The sequence below is a fragment of the Candidatus Corynebacterium faecigallinarum genome, from assembly GCF_052264515.1.
GTDB classification, from domain to species: Bacteria; Actinomycetota; Actinomycetes; order Mycobacteriales; family Mycobacteriaceae; genus Corynebacterium; species Corynebacterium faecigallinarum.
On sequence record NZ_JBQQOC010000011.1, the window covers coordinates 15359 to 35241 of the forward strand.

The following is a 19883-nucleotide window of genomic DNA, read 5'->3' on the forward strand; positions in this document are numbered from 1 at the left end:
ATCAGGGGTGCGGGGGTGTGCACCCGGTGGCGTGTCCGGTGGTTGTGGTGCCGGCGTCGGGCGGTCCACAGTCTTTCCAGGATACGGCCCCGGGAACACCTGTTGTCACCATTTTGCCGTGGTAGGTCTGTATCCGGCACGAATACACTCGACAGGGGGCACTTGAACAGGGGTAGTCCGGGTGGCGAGGGGGTGTCCGAAAGGGGCGCTACGACGGGGTCACCGGGGGTTGTCCGGGACGGTCGCGAACACGCCACCAGGCTCCTTTTCGCTAGGTTGGGGACAGAAGCACCTGTGTGACCTCCACCATAGTGGGACACGGGTGCGGGTCGACCCTGAACCGACGACACAGATGATGGAGCAATCCCCATGAACACCAGTACCGCCAACGCCGACACCGCAGGCGCCAGCCCGGTCACGGTCACGGTCACCGGCGCGGCCGGGCAGATCGCCTATTCCCTGCTCTTCCGCATCGCCGCCGGCAACGTCTTCGGCGACCGCCGGGTGAACCTGCGCCTGCTGGAGATCCCCGCAGGCCGGCGCGCCGCCGAAGGTGTGGCGATGGAGTTGTCGGACGCTGCCCTGCCGCACCTCGGGGAGATCGTGGTCACCGATGATGCGGCGGAGGGTTTCGCCGGTGCCGACGCAGCCTTCCTGGTCGGGGCCAAGCCGCGTGGCAAGGGGGAGGAGCGCTCGGATCTGCTCATCGGCAACGGGGGGATCTTCGGTCCCCAGGGCCGTGCCATCGCCGAGAACGCCGCGCCAGGGGTGAAGGTGCTGGTGGTCGGCAATCCGGCGAACACCAATGCCGCGATCCTCGCCGCACACGCGGGTCTGCCCCGTGGTCAGGTCACCGCCATGACCCGGTTGGACCACAACCGTGGCTTGTCACAGATCGGCCAGAAGCTCGATGTCGCCCCGGCCCGGCTGTCGCGGATGACGGTGTGGGGCAACCATTCCTCCACTCAGTTCCCGGATGTCGCCGAGCTCCAGCTCGACGGTTCCCCGGTCGCAGATCAGTTGGACAATCCCTGGGTCGCCGGGGAGTTCATCCCCCGGGTCGCCAACCGTGGCGCCGAGATCATCGAGGTGCGCGGATCGTCGTCGGCGGCGTCGGCGGCATCGGCGGCGGTGGACCACATGCGCGACTGGGTGGCCGGGACTCCGGAGGGCGACTGGACCTCCGTGGCACTGGAGTCCGATGGCTCCTACGGAGTCCCGGAGGGGGTGGTGTGCAGCTTCCCCTGCCGCAGCGTCGATGGTCGATGGGAGATCGTCCAGGGCCTGGAACTGTCCGATGACCAGCAGGAACGACTGACTGCTACGGTCGAGGAGCTGCAGACTGAGTGGGAGACGGTGAAGGATGCCGGAATGGTCTGACGACCTCCGGGAGCTATCGCGCATGAAATAGTTCACCCCCGTGTGTGACATATGCCACATGGTATGGCAGCCTATGGCACATGACGAACAACATCCCAGCGCACTCCTCTCCGGCATCCCACATCACCAACCCCGGCAACGGGGTGTACCGACCGGGTTTCGTTGACAAGGCCACCGCCTTCGGCGGACGCCTACTCAGCAAGATTCCCGTACCGGTTCTTCGCGCACTCGGCACCGTCCGCAACAAGGACGGTGACCTGCTCGACGCCGACGTCCGGGCGTCCCTGCTGGCACTGAAGGTCATCAGCTCCCTGGACATCGTCGAGGTTCCCCCGGTGCACTCCCGCAAGATCGTGGAGAAGGAGGCCTACATCGCCGCCGGCACCGTTCCGGTGGCTCACGTGCACGACAGCGCCATCGCCGGGATCGGGGTTCGGGTCTACCACCACGCATCACCACATGAGGACCTCGGTCCGCGCCCGGTGCTGATCTACGCCCACGGTGGTGGCTGGGTCACCGGCTCCCTCGACAGTCACGACGCCGCCTGCCGTAGCCTGTGCGCTGACGGCCGGGTCACCGTGGTGTCGGTCGACTACCGGATGGCACCCGAACATCCGTTCCCCACTCCGTTGGACGATGTCTTCGAGGTGGTCACCGCCGTACAGGACTCCACCCGGGGTGGGGAGGTGGAGCGGGTCATCGGTGTGCCGGTGGACACCTCCAGGCTGATCGTTGGCGGCGACTCCGCGGGCGGCAACCTGGCGGCCGCGTCCTGTCTGCGACTGCGCGCCGAAGGCCGCGACCAGCCGCTGCTGCAGCTGCTGTTCGTACCGGTCACCGACCTGGCGAACAAGAGCGCCAGCCGGGTCGAGTTCGGTGAACTGGGCTTCTACCTCACCGAGGAGCAGATCTCCTGGTACGAGCACCACTACCTGGGACGCGGTGGTGCCCTCGGTACCCCTGTCGACCCGACCGACCCGCTGGTGTCCCCGCTGTTGGCGGACGACCTCTCCGGCCTGGCACCGGCCTATATCGCCGTCGCCGGTTTCGACCCGTTGCGTGACGAGGGGGAGGCCTACGGGGCCCGGCTCAAGGAAGCTGGCGTGCCGGTGACCATGGTCCGCCACCGGGGATTGGTGCACCCCTTCGCCAACTCGGTGGCGGTGTGGCGAGGAGCGCGCAAGGCCATGGACCAGGCGGTCAGCGCGGTGTCCACAGCTGTGTCGCAGGTGCGCTCCGCGTAGGACGCGTCCCCCACACACAGAAAACCCCGGATGCCAGCGACCCTCCCACTGGCGCCCGGGGTTCCTTCCTGTCCCGCTGCAGGCGGTCGGCTGCCTAATCCAGGTGGTTGAACTTGCTCTTCCACGCCGAGGCGACCGGGCTGGCGTCGGCGATCATGTGGTTGAAGCGGTCGTTGGCGATCTCCACGACCTCACCCAGCAACTGCAACCGCTCCTGGGCCGGGGAGTTCTCCAGGCGCCGCACGCCTTCGCTGATGATCTGAGAGCGGGAGTCCAGGCGTCCCAGGCACATCACGAACGGCAGACCGAAGCGTTCCTGGTAACTGGTGGAGAGCTCGCGCAGCTGCTCCTGCTCCACGTCGTCCATGGAGTCCAGGTCCTCCAGCGCCACCGACCCGGCGAAGCTGGACAGCCGCTCGTCGGCGGTGTTGTCGTCGAGCAACAGCTCGGCCATCGAGGGGTAGCTGCCGATCAGGTCGGTGTGCTCCTCACGGTCGGCGGTGAGCACGGCCTCCTGCACGGCGTCACGCAGTTCCTGCACACTGCCGAACGGTCCGGCGGCGTGGGCCCGCTCCAGCGGCCAGCTGACCCCGTTGAACAGTGGGGAGAAGGTGGAGACGAAGGTCTCGGAGTCCATGGCGTTGACGTCGTCCAGGGCGATGGCGCGTCCGGCCGCGTCCCGGGTGACCTCCGGGGAGGGGCGGCGTCCGACATGGAAGAAGAGCAGGTTGAGCAGGATCGCGGCGATGGAGCCGGTGGTCACGCCGGAGGCGAAGAACACCTGCGCCCACTCGGGGAAGATCTGGGCGATGTCCGGTTTGAAGGCCACCAGCATGCCCAGCCCGATGGAGATGGTCATCACCGCGGCATTGCGGTTGTCCGACAGGTCGGCCTTGCCGAGGGTCTGGATACCGACCAGGGCGACATTGGCGAACAGGGCCAGCGACGCCGCGCCCAGCACCGGGCCGGGGATCGCGGCGACGACCGCGCCGGCCTTGGGGATCAGGCCGATGACGATCATGATCACGCCGGCCCCGGCGACGACCCAGCGGGACTTCACCCGGGTCATGCGCACCAGGCCGACGTTCTGCGCGAAGCAGGTGTAGGGGAAGGAGTTCAGCACGCCACCGAGGGTGGTGGACAGGCCGTCGGCGCGGATGGCGGCGGCGATGTGGCCCTTGGTGATGCGCTTGCCCACGATCTCACCGGCGGCGAAGACGTCACCGGTGGTCTCCACCATGGTGATCAGCATGACGATGACCATGGAGATGATGCCGGTGAGCACGAACTCCGGGGCGCCGAAGTAGAACGGGGTGGTGAAGCCGACCCAGTCGGAGGAGCCCACGTCGTTGAACCCGGCGTCGCCGAGGATCATCGCCACACCGGTGCCGATGACCAGACCCATCAGGATGGCCAGGGTGCCGAGGAAGCCCTTGAAGAAGCGCTGGGCCAGCAGGATGACCGCCAGGGTCAGACCGGCGTAGGCCAGGTCCTTGGCGGCCGGGGTGCCGTCGGCGAAGCCGGTGATGTCGTTGGCGGAGACACCCAGCAGGGTGATGCCCATGGTGGTCAGTACGGTGCCGATGACCACCGGCGGGAAGAACCGGATGAACTTCGCGAAGTAGGGGGCGGCGAAGAAGGTGAACAGGCCGGCGACGATGATCGAGCCGTAGATCGCCGGCAGCGCCTCGGTGCCACCCTCGCCACCGGTGGTGGCCAGGCCGATGGCGATGATCGGGGAGACCGCGGTGGTTGTCACACCCTGGATGATCGGCAGGCGTACACCGACCTTCCAGAACCCGACCGACTGGATCAGGGTGGCGATGCCACAGGTGAACAGGTCGGCGTTGATCAGGTGGATGGTCGTCTCGGCGTCCAGCCCCAGGCCGCTGGCGATGAGCAGCGGGACGATCACCGCACCGGCGTAGAACGCCAGGACGTGCTGGGTGGACAGGACGGCCAGTTTTCCGGGGGCCGGGACTTGGTCAACCGGGTGTTTCTGGGAGGCGGCCGCGGTCGTGGCCGGTGTGGGCGTGCTCATGGGCTCTCTTCACGGGGAAACGTCAGGGGATTGCCGGGTAAGTGTATGCCTCGACCCGGTGAACAGCGGAATCGCGGCAGCATGTGGCTGGAGGTCGGCTGGCGGGTGGATGGCGGTCGGCTGGCGGGCGGCAGACCCAGCGATATTGGGGCGACGAATCCCGGTGGCGGGCCACCGGATGTGGCACGCTTGGGACGTAGGACCCCACAGTGACTTGCGGTGACGTGCGGTGGTTTACGGTGTGGACCTGTCCACGTTGTAATCTTCCGTCTTGACGCTCTCTCCACTTCTGCAGCAGAAAGGCTTATGTGACTCCACATGTCGGGCACGGCCGTACCGTGGCGAAGATCATCCTCTTCGGCGAGCATTCGGTGGTCTACGGATTCCCCGCGATCGCTCTGCCGCTGCGCAGCCTGTTCATGACCGCCCGCGTTGAGCCGGTGGACGGACCCAGCACGCTGACCGGTCTGGGCTGGTCGGGGTTGTTGTCGGACGCTCCGGCGCGCTTCGCCAGCATCGTCAAGGCCGCGGAGATCGCCGCCCGCTTCGCTGGACACCCCGGTACCGGGCTGACGATCACCACGGATGCCAACTTCCCGCCGGAGCGTGGCCTCGGTTCCTCCGCCGCCGCCGGTGGTGCGGTGATCCGTGCCGTCCTCGACGCCTTCGACGTCGCGGCGACGCCGGCGGAGCTCTTCGACATGACCCAGGAGGCCGAGACCGTGGCGCACGGTCGGCCGTCCGGGTTGGACGCGGTGACCACCTCCTCACAGGTGCCCGTGTACTTCCAGGACGGTGAGTCCACCGAGTTGCAGGTCGTGCCGCAGGGGTGGATCGTCATCGCCGACTCCGGTGTGGAGGGCGCGACCCGCGAGGCGGTGGCGCATGTCCGTGACCGGCGGGAGGCCGAGCCGGAGTCCACCAACACGGCGCTGGAACGTCTCGGCGAGATCACCGGGGAGGTGGTCGAGGCCCTGCGCGACGGTGACACCGTGACGGTGGGCCGGCGCATGACCGAGTCACACGGCCTGCTGAAGGAGCTGGGGGTCAGTGACCCCTCACTGGAGCGGCTCGTGGACGCGGCAATGGATGCCGGGGCCCTGGGCGCCAAGCTCACCGGTGGCGGACGCGGCGGGTGCATGATCGCCCTGGCCGAGACCGCCGAGCAGGCCCGGCGCATCGAGGACGCCCTGCTGGACGCCGGCGCGGCCGCAGCCTGGGTGCACGTGCCCGAGCGGGTCAGCGGCTCGACCAGCGCGACCAGCGCAACCAGTGCGAGCAGCAGTGCCGTCCCGCAGGAGGGCACCAAGTGACTGACTCCACGCCGGCGGCCATGTCGGTCACCGCGGTCGCGCACGCCAATATCGCGCTGATCAAGTACTGGGGCAAGGCCGATGCCGAGCTCATCCTGCCGGTGACCCCCAGCCTGTCACTGACCCTCGACGCGCTGTACACCACCACGACGGTGACCTTCGGTGCGGAGCCGGGCACTGACACCGCCACCCTCGACGGCGAGCCGGTCACCGGCAAAGCCATGGCCCGGATAACCGCCCTGCTCGACCTGGTGCGCCAGCGCGCCGGGATCGCCGCCGCCGCCCAGGTCACTTCGGTGAACACGGTGCCCACCGCCGCCGGTCTGGCCAGCTCCGCCTCGGGTTTCGCCGCCCTCGCCGGAGCCGCCGCGGCCGCCGCAGGCCTGGATCTGGACGACCGGGAGCTCTCCCGGCTGGCCCGCCGGGGCTCCGGCTCGGCCTCCCGCTCGATCTACGGCGGCCTGGCGATGTGGCATGCCGGGTTCGACGACGAATCGTCCTACGCCGAACCGGTGGACGACCCCACCGGCCTGGCGTCCTCCCTGGCGATGGTGGTGCTGGTGCTCAACGCCGGCGAGAAGTCCGTCTCCAGCCGCGACGGCATGGCCCACACGGTGGAGACCTCCCCGGAGTACTGGCCGTGGGTGGAGAGCCACAAGAACGACCTCGCCGGCGCACTGGAGGCCGTCGCCGCCGGGGACCTGGCGACCCTGGGGGAGATCGCCGAGCGTAACGCCGCGGGCATGCACCGCACGATGCAGACCGCCGTGCCCCCGGTGGACTACCTCACCGACGCCAGCCGGGCCGCCCTGGCCGCGGTGAAGGCCGCCCGTGAGGCCGGCCTGCCGGCATGGGCGACGATGGACGCCGGTCCGAACGTCAAGGTGCTCACCACCGCCGACAAGGTCGAGGAGCTCGACGACTGGCTGAAGAACCACCTGGCTGACACAGTGCCGGGACTGTCCACGGTGATCGCCAGGTCCGGCGAGGGTATGGTGGTCACCCGATGATCACCGAGGTCCGCGCCCCAGGAAAGCTCTACATCGCCGGCGAGTACGCCGTGGTGGAGACCGGCCACCCTGCCGTGCTCATCGCCGTCGACCGCTACCTGACCGTGCGGGTCAGCCCCGCGGCATCCGACACCGGTCACATCACCACCGACCAGAACGCCGGAAGTCGCCTGGAGTGGTACCGCCGTGGCACCGCCGACAGCCCGAACTCCATTGTCATCGAACCGGACCAGGACCAGTTCAGCTTCGTGCTGGCCGCCGTGCGCGTGGTGGAGGAGGCCGCGGTCGCCCTCGGGGTTCAACTGCAGGTCTATGACCTGGACATCACCAGCGAGCTGGACGACGACTCCGGACGCAAGTTCGGCCTCGGCTCCTCGGCGGCCGTCACCGTGGCGACGGTGCGCGCCCTGTGCCAGCACTACCGGCTGGATCTCGGCCTGATGGAACAGCTCAAGCTGGCCCTGCTGGCCAGTATCGAGGTGCAGCGGTCCGGCTCCGGTGGGGACGTGGCGGCCTCCATGTTCGGCGGCTGGATCGCCTACACCTCCTTCGACCGGCAATGGGCACGTCAGCAGCGTCCGGGCCGGGACCTGCTGGAACTGATCGCTGCGCCGTGGCCGGGGCTGTCGGTGCGTCCGCTGACCCCGCCGGCGCACCTGCGTCTGCTGGTGGGCTGGACCGGTTCGCCGGCCTCGACGTCCCGGCTGGTCGACGATGTGCAGTCCAACACCGAGGGAGCCGACGTGTCCGGGGGCCAGGGCACAGGCACGGCCACTGACGCGGATGAGGCACGGTCGCCGGGGCCCGGGGACTACGCCTGGTTCCTGGAACAGTCCCGTCAGTGCGTGGAGGACTTCATCGACGCGGTCGACCGGGACGACAGCACCGGGGTGTTCGCCGCAATCCGACGCAACCGGGACCTGCTGCGCGGACTGGGGGAGCTCACCGGGACCACGATCGAGACCCCGACGCTGCGCAAGCTGATCGAGACGGCCGAGGCCCACGGTGGGGCGGCGAAGACCTCCGGTGCCGGCGGAGGGGACTGCGGTATCGTGCTGATCGACCCGGAGAGTTCGGTGTCCGACATCGATGATCTGCTCGCCACCTGGGAGCGGGCCGATATCCGGATGCTGAACCTGCACGTGCACCAGCCGGACGCTGTGTCCGACGGCGTGTCAGACAAGGAGTGAGATGAGCATCGAGCGCGACCGCGCCCACGTGACGGCACAGGCCGCCACCGGCGCGGCCCCCGGAAACCGCAAGGACGAGCACGTCGACCTGGCGCAGGGGCTGCGCGGCGAGCGTGCTGCCGCTGCGTCCGGCGCCGGTGCGGGGCACCCCGGCGTGTGGGACGATGTGCGTTTCGTGCACCACTCCTTCCCCGGGATCGCACGGGATGCCGTGGACACCTCCACGGTGGTGTGCGGTCGTGACTGGGCGGTGCCCTTCCACATCAATGCGATGACCGGCGGTTCGGAGAAGACCGGGCGGATCAATGCCGACCTGGCCCGTGCCGCGGCGCAGACCGGGGTGGCGATGGCGACCGGTTCGGTGAGCCCGGCGTTGCGCGACCCTGCGCTGGCGGGGACCTTCGAGGTGGTCCGCGAGAATGCGCCGGAGGCGTTCCTGATGTCGAACATCAGCCCGGAGATGACCGTGGAACAGGCCGGTGCAGCGGTGGAGCTCATTGATGCCGATGCGCTGCAGATCCACGTCAACCCGGCGCAGGAACTGGTCATGCCGGAGGGCGACCGGGACTTCACCCACTGGCTGGACCGCATCGGTGAGATCGTCGAGGGCGTGGACGTGCCCGTCGTCGTCAAGGAGGTCGGCTTCGGGGTGTCTCCGCGCACGGTGGCCGAGGTCGCCGCCCGTGGTGTGGCGGCCGTGGACGTCAGTGGACGTGGTGGCACGAACTTCATCGACATCGAGAACCGCCGCCGCGAAAAGCAGGAGTACGCGTACCTCTCCGGCTGGGGTCAGACGGCGGCGGAGTGCCTGCTGGACCTGCAGGTTGAGGGCGCTCCGCTGGTCCGCACCTCGGGTTCGCCGGTGCAGATGCTGGCCTCCGGCGCGGTGTCAACCCCGCTGGACGTGGTCCGTGCGCTGGCGCTCGGTGCCTCGGCGGTGGGTGTGTCCGGCCACTTCCTGAACGTCCTGCTCACCAACGGCTACGACGCCCTGGTGGAGGAACTGCACGACTGGACCGAGCAGGTCCGCACCCTGATGACGTTGCTGGGAGCTTCGACGGTCGCAGAGCTGCAGAAGGTGGATGTGCTGGTCACCGGGTCGACTGCGGAGTTTGCCCGGCTACGCGGGGTGGACCTGGCGGCACTGGCTCGGCGCTCATAGACGGTCTTCGCCCATCATCATTCGGCGTGCGGAAGTAGAGCCTCTCGCCACCGAGAGCTGTTGACGGGCCAGACCGCAGCGGCGTCTTCCCGTACTGACTCTGCACCGGCTCGTGTTGCGTCAGCTTCCGCCCGGGTGGCCTCAGCGTTCGCTCGGGTGGCTTCTGCGGAGAGTTCTGCCATCCGGAGGATCCTGTCAGCAGCCCCCAGGGCTGACCAGTTCGTAGCCGCGGAACCCACTGGCTTCGGGTAGTGGTCAGCTTCTGGCCATTGCGAGGACGTTGTGGCCGATCAGCTGCTCCGTCCGCGGATCTATGAACTCCGCGTCGAGCGGTGCTGGTTCATCGCCGTCCGTAGTGACTTCCCGGTGACCTGCCATGCCTCCCGGACCACCTGGTCCGGAGGCACTATCTGCGCGCGCCGGATGCGACGAGGGGTGTGTTCCCCCGGCTGCGTCGTCTGGCGACTGTGCTGGTTCATGGTGGTCATAGGACATACCGTACCTTCCCCCGAAGCGAGTTGCGATCCCTCCCCATTGTGGATCGCCTAGAGTTGATCATTCCTCAGACCTGCGTGGTCGTCAAGAAGATGTCCGCTGAGCTGCTCTCGCTCCAGAAGGTGATGGCTGGGATGGTTGGTACTAGACTTTCCGATTACGCTACATTCTACGACCGACACTCTCCGGACCGTCTCCGACCTGCGGGAGGTGCCGGACGGCGGCACGTTGCTGTGCCTGGGAGATATTTCGGTGCATGAGGACGCCTGTGCGTTCGACTGCCTCGCCGAGCTGAAGGCGCAGAAGAATCTCACGATGTGGCTGGTCCCCGGCAACCATGACCGGGTCCACCCGATGTTCGGGTGGGATTCCGTGGCGGAGTGGACGCCGCGCTACCGGGAGATCTTCGACGTGATCGCCCTGGACCTGCAGGTCCGGATCGGACGCTGGCAGGTACTGATGACGCATATTCCCCGGGCGACGGGGAAGGACGCGGTCCCTGACCCACATCAGACACCGCTGTTGGCCCGGTGGGCGGGACGTGAGGGGTTCGACTGCACGGTCCACGGGCACACGCACTCGTCGGTGCCGGTGCGGCGCAAGCATGTGAACCTCAGCCTGGAGGAGCTGGTGCCCCAGGCAGTGCGGTTCCGGGGTTAAGCGGGCCGGTGTCTCCGGGCCTTCCTCCCCCTTCTCTGACCCCGAATGAGCAGGTAGAATGATCAGTTATGGATGAGAACAGGACCGAGGACCAGAAGGTCGCCGCTGTCGCTGCATCGATGACCATGGCGGGGCAGCCGATGACGGCGGAGACCGAGCATGAGGTGCGCCGTATCTTGCGTGGGGAGATCACTGCGGACCAGTCCGCTCTACAGCTACTCGAACAGCGCGGTCTCGGGGACTCTGCGCGGGCGCAAGAGCTTCGGCGACGCATTGCCGCGAGCGCATAGAGAGGGTAAACCGCGATGGGGGACGCACCGGAGAACTACTTCGGAATAGTCGATGACCGGGAGCTCGAGATTCTGGGAGGGGAACTCGCAGCACGCCGGCTGGCTGAGCTGGAACGCGCCGCACCACTGACCAGCTTCACCCGCGATGACCTCGTCGGCGTCCATTCTTACCTGATGCAGGACATCTATCCGTGGGCCGGAGAACTTCGAACCACAGAAGTCGGGGCCATGGGCATGGCGATGTGCCGGGCACAGTTCGTCGACCGGGAACTGGACCGGGGCATCCGCGACATTGCCCGTCGTCCTCCATCGGTCACGGACATCGACGCTGCCCTTGCCACGGTCGCTGACCATTGGGCGGAGCTGACCATGGTCCACCCGTTCCGCGACGGCGACTCACGGACCCAGCGGTACTTCTTCGGCCAGTTGCTCCGGAACGCCAGGTGGTCTCTGGACTGGACCAGGATCAACGCCGAGCAGGTGCACGCCGCCCGATACGTCGGGGCGGCGACGGTCGATGCGTCCTACCTCGCCCAGGCACTGCAGCCAGGACTAGTCACGTCAGGAAAGAGCGGCACCCCTGGCGGACACGGAAGGCATCCGTGACGACCGCGTCGCCGCCGCACTCATCCCCGCGGCACCGCATACCTGGCAGGCATCACCGACCCGGATCACCGTCCGCGGCAGTAGCGGGACACAACGATGGCCGAAAAATGACTACCCTGGGGTCGTGACGACGGGGGCTGACTACCTCCGCCGGTGACACAGCGCTGATGCTGTGTCCGCACTGCAGAAACTGGAGGTAAGACATGACCACCGACAACCACCACAACACCACCGACCACCCCTCTGCCGAGGAGGTCGCATCCCGGGGGATGTGCCCCTATTCCGGGCACTCCACCAACTTCAACGGTTCGCCCGTGACGACTGAGGAACACTCGGTGACCGTCGGCGAGCAGGGGCCCATCGCACTGACCGACGTCCACCTGATGGAGAAGCATGCGCACTTCAACCGGGAGCGCATCCCGGAGCGCAATGTCCACGCCAAGGGGTCCGGTGCATTTGGGGAGCTGACGATCACCGAGGACGTGTCGAAGTACACCAAGGCCGACCTGTTCCAGCCCGGCCGGGTGACCCCGATGCTCGCGCGGTTCTCCACCGTCGCCGGGGAGCAGGGCTTTCCCGACACGGTGCGCGACGTCCGAGGCTTCTCGCTGAAGTTCTACACCCGGGAGGGCAACTACGACCTGGTGGGCAACAACACCCCGGTGTTCTTCGTGCGCGACGGCATGAAGTTCCCGGACTTCATCCGTTCCCAGAAGCGGCTGACCAACGGTCTGCGCAGCGCCGACATGCAGTGGGACTTCTGGACGCGTAGTCCCGAATCCGCCCACCAGGTCACCTACCTGATGGGGGACCGCGGGATCCCGAAGGATTTCCGCCACATGGACGGGTTCAGTTCGCACACCTACCAGTGGATCAACGCCGCCGGCGAGCGGTTCTGGGTGAAGTACCACTTCAAGACCCGCCAGGGCTGGGACTTCTTCACCGATGACGAGGCATCCGAGGTCGTCGGCTCCGGCGATTTCGACCACTCACGGCAGGACCTCCTCGAGGCGATCGAGCGTGGCGATTACCCGACGTGGGACGTCAAGGTGCAGATCATGCCGCTTCAGGACGCTGAGAGCTACCGGTTCAACCCCTTTGACCTCACGAAGACCTGGTCGCAGAAGGACTACCCGCTGATCGATGTCGGGCACTTCACCCTGAACCGCAACCCGGAGAACTTCTTCGCCCAGATCGAGCAGGCCGCGTTCGCCCCGTCCAACATTGTGCCGGGCGTGGGCTTCTCCCCGGACAAGATGCTGATGGCCCGCTCGTTCGCCTACGCGGACACCCAGCGCTACCGGCTGGGGATCAACTATCCGCAGATCCCGGTGAACAGCCCGGTGGTCGAGCAGAACACCTACACCATGAAGGACGGTGCCTCGACCCACCAGTTCCCGGCCGCCGGGACTCCGATGTACTCGCCGAACCGCTACGAGCGGGCTGAGGGCACCGCTGATGTCGACGACGGTTCCGGTGTGGTGGAGAAGGGGGTTTCGGCCGGGGAGTCGTCCTACGGTTTCGGACGCGGCGCCGAATCCGCGGTGGGCACCGCCGACGACCTGGGACTCTTCGACGAGAACTACGGCGGTGACCTGACCCGTGGTGCGTACGTCCGCCATCCGGAGGACGATGATTTCGTGCAACCGGGCACCTTGGTGCGCGATGTGCTCGACGATGCCGCCCGCGAGCGTCTGGCCGGCAATATCGCCGGTGCGATGCAGGGTGTCTCGGAGGAGGTCGAGCAGCAGTGCTGGGTGTACTGGGGCCGGGTGGACGAGAACCTCCGCGACCGGGTCAGGGAGATCTACACCGAGATGAAGGGATGAGCTTTCCTATCCGTCCCCTGACCGTTGACGCATCCAGTCCCGGGGCCAGGGAAGGTCGAATACAGCCGGATCCACCGGAACCGCTGCTGTGGAAGGGCGGACCATCCCGGCGCCCACGATCAGGGCGCCACTGCTCATCATCGGGTCCACGAGGTTGCGGATGAACTCTCCGGTATCTTGTCCCAGTAGCTGAGCGGCATCACGTGCCCACGCCTGCCGGGTGATGTAGTCCTCCAGCTCCGTGGTGCTCATCCCTCCCCGCAGCATCAGGGCGAATGAGAGGATCCGTTTCGCCCCGTAGGCCACCGCCAGATCGAGATGGTCCTGTTGTTTCCTGATCCGCCGCAACGCCGCGTCCATTGTTGCAGTCACGTCGGTGACGGCAGGTCCGTGACCGGGCAGGATGACGCGGGCATCGAACTGCTGCAGTCGTGACAGGGAGGTCGCCGCGGTCTCCAGCATCCCGGGGCCGTCGAGCATCACGTTGACCCAGCCGATGTCGTAGTTGCTCAGGGTGTCCCCGGCGACGAGTACCCGGTGATCAGGGGCCCAGTAGGCGAGGTGTCCCGAAGTATGGCCAGGGACCTCGACCACAGTCCATTCCGTGTCCCCGAGCAGGACGCGATCACCGTCGCCGATGCCGTGGTCGACCGTGTACGCCGGGACCGGTTGGTCCAGGTACTCCGCCACACAACAGTGGGGATCGGCGCGGCGGAGGGCATCGGCGTCTCCATGGGCGCCGAAGACCTCGGCGCCGGACTGCTGGAACCGGGCATTTCCTCCGACATGATCGGAGTGTTAGTGCGTGTTCGCCACCCGGGCGACGCGGGGGAGGTGTTCGGACACGAGTGCGGCGGTGGCGTCAGCACTCGCGACGAAGCCAGTGTCCATGACGGCAGGAGACTCGCCGGGGAGGATCAACATATTCGCGTCCGGGAAGTCTCTCTCGACCCAGACTGCGCCGTCGGGGAGCAACTCGACCATGGCGTCGTCGGTGCGGAAGGTCATATTTCCCACTCTAAGGAGAATCATGGAGAAATGACCTCCGGCGACATGTCCTCGACACGGTCGCGACAGTGGGCGCGGAGTCAGGCGGACCGCGTGCGTCGGGTCAGGTGCCAGCTCATCTACACCGTCGACCGGTCTGGGTTCGTGTCCGAGCACTGGACTAGACTGTGTGACCGTGACCGATCAGACCAGCACCAGCGCCTCCGCCAGCAGTTCCACGACCGATCCTGCGTCCAACAAACGGGCCGACCGCCTGCCGAAGCAGTGGAACCCCACCGACGTTGAATCCACCCTCTACCAGGGCTGGGTCGACGCCGGCTACTTCCACGCCGACGCCAGCAGCGACAAGAAGCCTTTCTCCATCGTCCTGCCGCCGCCGAACGTCACCGGCCAGCTGCACATGGGCCACGCCCTCGACCACACGCTGATGGACTCCATGGCCCGCCGTAAGCGCATGCAGGGCTACGAGGTGCTGTGGCTGCCCGGCTCCGACCACGCCGGTATCGCCACCCAGACCAAGGTCGAGGCGATGCTCAAGGAGACCGAGGGTAAGGACCGCTTCGACTACGGCCGTGAAGACTTCACCGCCAAGGTGTGGGAGTGGAAGCAGAAGTACGGCGGTGTCATCCAGAACCAGATGCGCGCCATCGGTGACTCCGTCGACTGGGAGCGCGAGCGCTTCACCCTCGACGACGGGCTCTCCCGTGCGGTGCAGACCATCTTCAAGGAGCTCTTCGACCGCGGTCTGATCTACCGCGCGAAGCGTCTGGTCAACTGGTCCCCGGTGCTGTGCACCGCTATCTCCGACATCGAGGTCGTCTACTCCGACGACGAGGGTGAGCTGGTCACCCTGCGCTACGGGGACGTCGACGGAAAGGGCCCGCACGCGGACGTCGCCACCACCCGAGTGGAGACCATGCTGGGCGACGTCGCCGTCGCCGTGCACCCCGAGGACGAGCGTTACACCGACCTCATCGGTGCCGAACTGCCGCACCCCTTCATCGAAGGGCAGACGATGACCGTCATCGCCGACGACTACGTTGACCCGGAGTTCGGCACCGGCATGGTGAAGATCACCCCGGCGCACGACCCGAACGACTTCGAGATGGGGCGCCGCCACAACCTCGAGATGCCCGAGGTCATCGACGAGACCGGTCACATCGCCAACACCGGTACCCGGTACGACGGCATGGACCGCTTCGAGGCCCGCGAGCAGATCCGCCTGGACCTGGAGGCCCAGGGCCGTGTGCTCAAGCGCGTCTTCCCCTACGTCCACTCCGTGGGCCACTCCGAGCGTTCCGGCGAGGCCATCGAGCCGCGCCTGTCCGAGCAGTGGTGGGTCAAGGTCGAGGAGCTGGCGAAGATGTCCGGCGACGCGGTGCGCGAAGGCGACACCGTGATCCACCCCGCCTCCCAGGAGCCGCGCTGGTTCGACTGGGTCGACGACATGCACGACTGGTGCATCTCCCGGCAGCTGTGGTGGGGCCACCGCATCCCGATCTGGTACGGACCCGAGGGCGAGATCGTCTGCTGCGGCCCCGACGAGGAGCCGCCGGCAGGGGAGGGCTGGCACCGCGAGGAGGACGTGCTCGACACCTGGTTCAGCTCCGCGCTATGGCCGTTCTCCACGATGGGCTGGCCGGAGAACACCGATGAACTGGCCAAGTTCTACCCGACCACCGTGCTGGTCACCGGTTACGACATCCTGTTCTTCTGGGTCGCCCGTATGATGATGTTCGCCACCTTCGCCGACACCATCGAGGGCTCCACCCTCGATGCCGGCGAGCCCGGCACCACCAAGGACCAGCGGGCAGGACGCCCGCAGGTGCCCTTCACCGACGTCTTCCTGCACGGCCTGGTCCGCGACGAGCACGGCCGGAAGATGTCCAAGTCGCTGGGCAACGGTATCGACCCGATGGACTGGGTCCGCGACTACGGCGCGGACGCGCTGCGTTTCACCCTGGCCCGCGGTGCGAACCCCGGCACCGACCTGCCCGTCGGTGAGGACTCCGCCCAGTCCTCCCGGAACTTCGCCACCAAGCTCTTCAACGCCACGAAGTTCGCGCTGATGAACGGTGCCCGCGTGCTGCCCTACGGCGACACCGACGCATTCCCGGCCCGCGAGAACCTCACCGATGCCGACCGCTGGATACTCGACAAGCTCGAGGAGCTGCGCGTCCTGGTCGACACCCATCTGGACCGCTACGAGTTCGCCGTCGCCAATGAGGCGCTCTACCGCTTCGCCTGGAACGAGTTCTGCGACTGGTACCTGGAGATCGCCAAGGTGCAGATCCCGCGCGACTGGGACGCCGCCACCGAGTCCGAGCGCGCCCAGGGCGAGAACACCCGCCTGGTGCTCGGCCGGGTGCTGGACACCGTCCTGCGCCTGCTGCACCCCTCCATGCCCTTCGTCACCGAGACCCTGTGGACCGCCCTGACCGAGGGCACCGAAGGCTACCCGGCCAGCCTCGCCGTCGTCGACTGGCCGACCGCCGCCGACACCAACGGTGGGATCGACACAGACACCGACGCCGTGCGCCGCCTCAACGACGTGGAGAAGCTGGTCACCGAGATCCGCCGCTTCCGCGCCGACCAGGGTGTGAAGCCGTCCCAGAAGGTGCCGGGACGTTTCGACGCCGAGGCCGCCGACCTCACCGGCCTGCAGGATGCTGTGCGGTCCATCGTGAAGATCACCGCACCGGAGGAGGGCTTCACCCCGACCGCCGCTGTCGAGCTGCGTCTGTCGAGCGCCACCATCACCGTGGAGCTGGACACCTCCGGCACCGTGGACGTCGCCGCCGAGCGCAAGCGTCTGGAGAAGGACCTCGCCGAGGCGAACAAGGAGCTCGAGCGCGCCGACAAGAAGCTCGGCAACGAGAACTTCCTGGCCAAGGCCCCGGAGAAGGTCGTGCAGGAGATCACCGCACGTCGCCAGGTTGCCGTGGAGGAGGTCGAGCGCATCACCGCCCGCCTGGAGGCACTGGCATGAGCGACACCGAGCCGGAGGACATGACCGGCATGGAGCCGGAAATTGAGCCGGAGATGGAGCCCGGGATCGAGCCCGGCTTCGGCGAAGCCACCCTCGGGGCGTCCGGCCTGGACCTGCCGATCGACCTGAACTCCCCGGAGAACACCAAGGCCCACGACCGTGCCAACGGCGCCGACGGTGATGGCGATGCCGCCCCGGTGCACCGTCCGGTCACACAACAGGACCTCGCCGCCCTGGCCCAGGTCGAGGCCGAGCTCAACGAGCGCTGGCCGGAGACCAAGATCGACCCGACCCTGGACCGCATCGAGTGGCTCATGGACCTGCTCGGCAGCCCGCAGCGCAACTACCAGGCCATCCACGTCGCCGGCACCAACGGCAAAACCTCGGTGGTGCGCATGGTGGAGTCCCTGCTGCGCGCCTTCCACCGGCGCACCGGACGCACCACCAGCCCGCACCTGCAGCTGGCCACCGAACGCATCGCCATCGACGGTGCCCCCATCCACCCGGCGGACTACGTCGCCACCTGGCGCGAGATCCAGCCCTTCGTGGAGATGGTCGACGCGAAGTCCCAGGCCGAGGGTGGCCCGGCGATGAGCAAGTTCGAGATCCTCGTCGCCATGGCCTACGCCGCCTTCGCCGACGCCCCCGTCGACGTCGCCGTCGTCGAGGTCGGCCTGGGTGGCCGGTGGGACGCCACGAACGTCATCGACGCCGATGTCGCTGTGATCACCCCGATCGGCATGGACCACACCGACTACCTCGGCGACACCCTCGCCGAGATCGCCGGGGAGAAGGCCGGGATCATCAAGCAGCGTTGGGACGCCGATGACCTGCTCACCCCGCCGGACAACGTCACCATCGTCGCCGAACAGGAGCCCGAGGCCCTCGAGGTCGTGCTGAAACAGGCCGTGGCGGCGGACTCCGCCGTCGCCCGGGCCGGCTCCGAGTTCGGGGTCGTGGAGTCCACCGTCGCCGTCGGCGGGCAGACCCTGACCCTGCGTGGACTCGGTGGCACCTACACCGACATCTTCCTGCCGCTCTCCGGTGCCCACCAGGCGCGCAACGCCGCGACCGCCCTGGCCGCGGTGGAGGCCTTCTTCGGCGCCGGTGCCGGACGCATGCTCGACGAGGAGACCGTCCGACGGGGCTTCTCCCAGGTCACCTCCCCGGGACGCCTGGAACGGGTGCGCGCCACCCCGAGCGTGTTCATCGACGCCTCCCACAACCCGCACGGGGCGAAAGCACTGGCCGAGGCCGTCGACCGGGACTTCTCCTTCCGCCGCCTGGTCGGTGTCGTCGGAGTGCTCGGCGACAAGGACGCCCGCGGCATCCTCGCAGCCCTGGAGCCGGTACTCGACGAGGTTGTCATCACCCAGAACACCTCCCCGCGGGCGGTCGACGTGGAGGTGCTCGCCGAGTACGCCCGTGACGCCTTCGGCGAGGAACGCGTGCACGTCGCCGTCAACCTCCCCGGGGCTGTGGAACTGGCCGTCCAACTCGCCGAGGACGACGGCGGTTTCGGCGACACCCAGGTCTCCGGTGCCGGCGTGCTGGTCACCGGCTCGGTCGTCACCGCCGGCGAGGCCCGCGCCCTGTTCGGTAAGGACCCGGCGTGAGCGAGGGAACCGGGACCGGCAAGCGCATCGCGCTGTACCTCGGTTCGGCCCACGGTGACAGCCCCGCATACCGGGAGATGACCGTGTCGGTGGTGCGCACCCTCGCCGCGTCCGGCCATTCCCTGGTCTACGGCGGCGGCTCGGTGGGGTTGATGGGCGTGGCCGCCGACACCGCCCTGGAGGCGGGGATGGAGGTCCACGGAGTCATCACCCAGGCACTGCTCGACAGGGAGATCCGTCACACCGGGCTGACCAGCCTGGAGGTTGTGGACACCATGACCGAGCGCAAGCAGCGCATTGCCGATCTGGCCGACGCCATGGTCACCCTTCCCGGTGGCATCGGCACCCTGGAGGAGTTCTTCGAGGTGTGGACCGCCCAGGTGCTGGGCATCCACCGTAAGCCCGTCGCCCTCATCGACGTCGAGGACTACTGGGCGCCGATGCTGGAGATGATCGACCGGATGGTGGAGCGTGGCTTCTTCGCCGCCGAGCACCGCGACCGGTTGATCCACCTGACCGACCCCGCGGAGCTGACCGGTGCATTGGACTGCTGGGTACCTGCTGCGGCAAAGTGGACCTCATGAGTGACATGAATTCCTCCACCCCGCTGGGTACCCCGCACGAGATGGAGGTCGACCCCTTCAAGGGGCTCAAGGGCATGATGGCCGGGATCATGCTGATGGAGGCCATCACCGTCCTGTTGGTGCTGACCGTGATCGGCGTCATCGACGAGGGCTCCTACGCCACCCCGTTCAACCTGGGCTACGTCGGTGGCCTCGGCGTGCTCATGGTGATTGCGTCGTTCCTGCAGTTCAAGCCGTGGGCGGACAAGATGAACATCGGCCTGCAGGTACTCGCCGTCATCGGTGGCATCGTGCACCCCACCATGTTCTTCGTGGCCATCCTGTTCATCCTCGCCTGGTGGTACACCTACCACCTGCGCAGCAACGTGAAGTCCCGCATGGACAAGGGCCTGCTGCCGGCCCAGCACTTCCAGAATGTGAAGGACGCGCAGGACCAGAAAGACGCCTGACCCCGGATACCCCGGAG

General features: G+C 67.5%; 16 protein-coding genes and 1 pseudogene. 14 read left to right on the forward strand and 3 right to left on the reverse strand.

What is annotated here, in order from left to right:
• The first annotated feature begins 369 nt into the window (after positions 1 to 369).
• Together ACTXPP_RS07475 and ACTXPP_RS07480 are read left to right on the forward strand one after the other, a co-directional pair.
• Entirely contained in the window at positions 370 to 1380 is a 1011-nt protein-coding gene (locus ACTXPP_RS07475; protein ID WP_301520330.1) for a malate dehydrogenase, read from the forward strand.
• Positions 1381 to 1460: 80 nt separating this feature from the next.
• Entirely contained in the window at positions 1461 to 2624 is a 1164-nt protein-coding gene (locus ACTXPP_RS07480) for an alpha/beta hydrolase (protein ID WP_443341575.1), read from the forward strand.
• Positions 2625 to 2718: 94 nt separating this feature from the next.
• Here ACTXPP_RS07480 and ACTXPP_RS07485 read toward each other — a convergent pair whose 3' ends face one another.
• The gene (locus ACTXPP_RS07485; protein WP_301496979.1) at positions 2719 to 4665 is read right to left on the reverse strand and encodes a solute carrier family 23 protein; all 1947 of its coding nucleotides are present in this window, start codon (positions 4663 to 4665) and stop codon (positions 2719 to 2721) included.
• 308 nt (positions 4666 to 4973) lie between these two features.
• Here ACTXPP_RS07485 and mvk point away from each other — a divergent pair, with 308 nt between their 5' ends.
• The 8 genes from mvk to ACTXPP_RS07525 all read left to right on the forward strand — a co-directional run bounded on the left by mvk (position 4974) and on the right by ACTXPP_RS07525 (position 13220).
• Positions 4974 to 5978, forward strand: a complete 1005-nt coding sequence (mvk, locus tag ACTXPP_RS07490; protein WP_301496981.1) for a mevalonate kinase — start codon at positions 4974 to 4976, stop codon at positions 5976 to 5978.
• Entirely contained in the window at positions 5975 to 6988 is a 1014-nt protein-coding gene (mvaD, locus tag ACTXPP_RS07495; RefSeq protein ID WP_301496982.1) for a diphosphomevalonate decarboxylase, read from the forward strand. The genes mvk and mvaD overlap by 4 nt, the downstream gene beginning before the upstream one ends.
• Positions 6985 to 8178 carry a phosphomevalonate kinase gene (locus tag ACTXPP_RS07500; RefSeq protein WP_301496984.1) on the forward strand — a complete coding sequence of 398 codons (1194 nt, stop codon included), beginning with the start codon at positions 6985 to 6987 and terminating at the stop codon, positions 8176 to 8178. Before mvaD ends, ACTXPP_RS07500 begins: the two co-directional genes overlap by 4 nt.
• A 1-nt stretch (position 8179) precedes the next feature.
• Positions 8180 to 9340, forward strand: coding sequence for a type 2 isopentenyl-diphosphate Delta-isomerase (gene fni, locus ACTXPP_RS07505; protein ID WP_301496986.1), 1161 nt, complete (start codon positions 8180 to 8182; stop codon positions 9338 to 9340).
• A 633-nt stretch (positions 9341 to 9973) separates the two neighbouring features.
• Positions 9974 to 10495, forward strand: a complete 522-nt coding sequence (locus tag ACTXPP_RS07510; RefSeq protein WP_443341578.1) for a metallophosphoesterase — start codon at positions 9974 to 9976, stop codon at positions 10493 to 10495.
• A 68-nt stretch (positions 10496 to 10563) separates the two neighbouring features.
• Positions 10564 to 10785, forward strand: coding sequence for a hypothetical protein (locus ACTXPP_RS07515; protein ID WP_301494357.1), 222 nt, complete (start codon positions 10564 to 10566; stop codon positions 10783 to 10785).
• Positions 10786 to 10800: 15 nt separating this feature from the next.
• A complete protein-coding gene (locus tag ACTXPP_RS07520; RefSeq protein WP_443341579.1) occupies positions 10801 to 11391 on the forward strand; it encodes a Fic/DOC family protein in 591 nt (196 codons plus the stop codon).
• Between the two features lie 203 nt (positions 11392 to 11594).
• On the forward strand, positions 11595 to 13220 hold the full coding sequence (locus tag ACTXPP_RS07525) for a catalase (protein WP_443341581.1): 1626 nt from the start codon (positions 11595 to 11597) through the stop codon (positions 13218 to 13220).
• Positions 13221 to 13226: 6 nt separating this feature from the next.
• Here the strand turns inward: ACTXPP_RS07525 and ACTXPP_RS07530 are convergent.
• A pseudogene (locus ACTXPP_RS07530) lies at positions 13227 to 14006 on the reverse strand (MBL fold metallo-hydrolase); the annotation flags it as partial.
• 12 nt (positions 14007 to 14018) lie between these two features.
• Entirely contained in the window at positions 14019 to 14228 is a 210-nt protein-coding gene (locus ACTXPP_RS07535) for a hypothetical protein (RefSeq protein ID WP_301494351.1), read from the reverse strand.
• 136 nt (positions 14229 to 14364) lie between these two features.
• On the opposite strand from ACTXPP_RS07535, the gene ACTXPP_RS07540 reads away from it, so the two are divergent.
• Genes ACTXPP_RS07540 through ACTXPP_RS07555 form a run of 4 tightly spaced genes read left to right on the forward strand, consistent with a single transcriptional unit; the run spans position 14365 to position 19866 of the window.
• On the forward strand, positions 14365 to 17217 hold the full coding sequence (locus ACTXPP_RS07540; RefSeq protein ID WP_443341644.1) for a valine--tRNA ligase: 2853 nt from the start codon (positions 14365 to 14367) through the stop codon (positions 17215 to 17217).
• A gap of 53 nt (positions 17218 to 17270) precedes the next feature.
• Positions 17271 to 18833, forward strand: a complete 1563-nt coding sequence (folC, locus tag ACTXPP_RS07545) for a bifunctional tetrahydrofolate synthase/dihydrofolate synthase (RefSeq protein WP_443341645.1) — start codon at positions 17271 to 17273, stop codon at positions 18831 to 18833.
• A complete protein-coding gene (locus ACTXPP_RS07550; protein WP_443341582.1) occupies positions 18830 to 19417 on the forward strand; it encodes an LOG family protein in 588 nt (195 codons plus the stop codon). Before folC ends, ACTXPP_RS07550 begins: the two co-directional genes overlap by 4 nt.
• Positions 19414 to 19866, forward strand: coding sequence for a DUF4233 domain-containing protein (locus ACTXPP_RS07555; RefSeq protein WP_301494345.1), 453 nt, complete (start codon positions 19414 to 19416; stop codon positions 19864 to 19866). Before ACTXPP_RS07550 ends, ACTXPP_RS07555 begins: the two co-directional genes overlap by 4 nt.
• Positions 19867 to 19883: the final 17 nt, after the last annotated feature.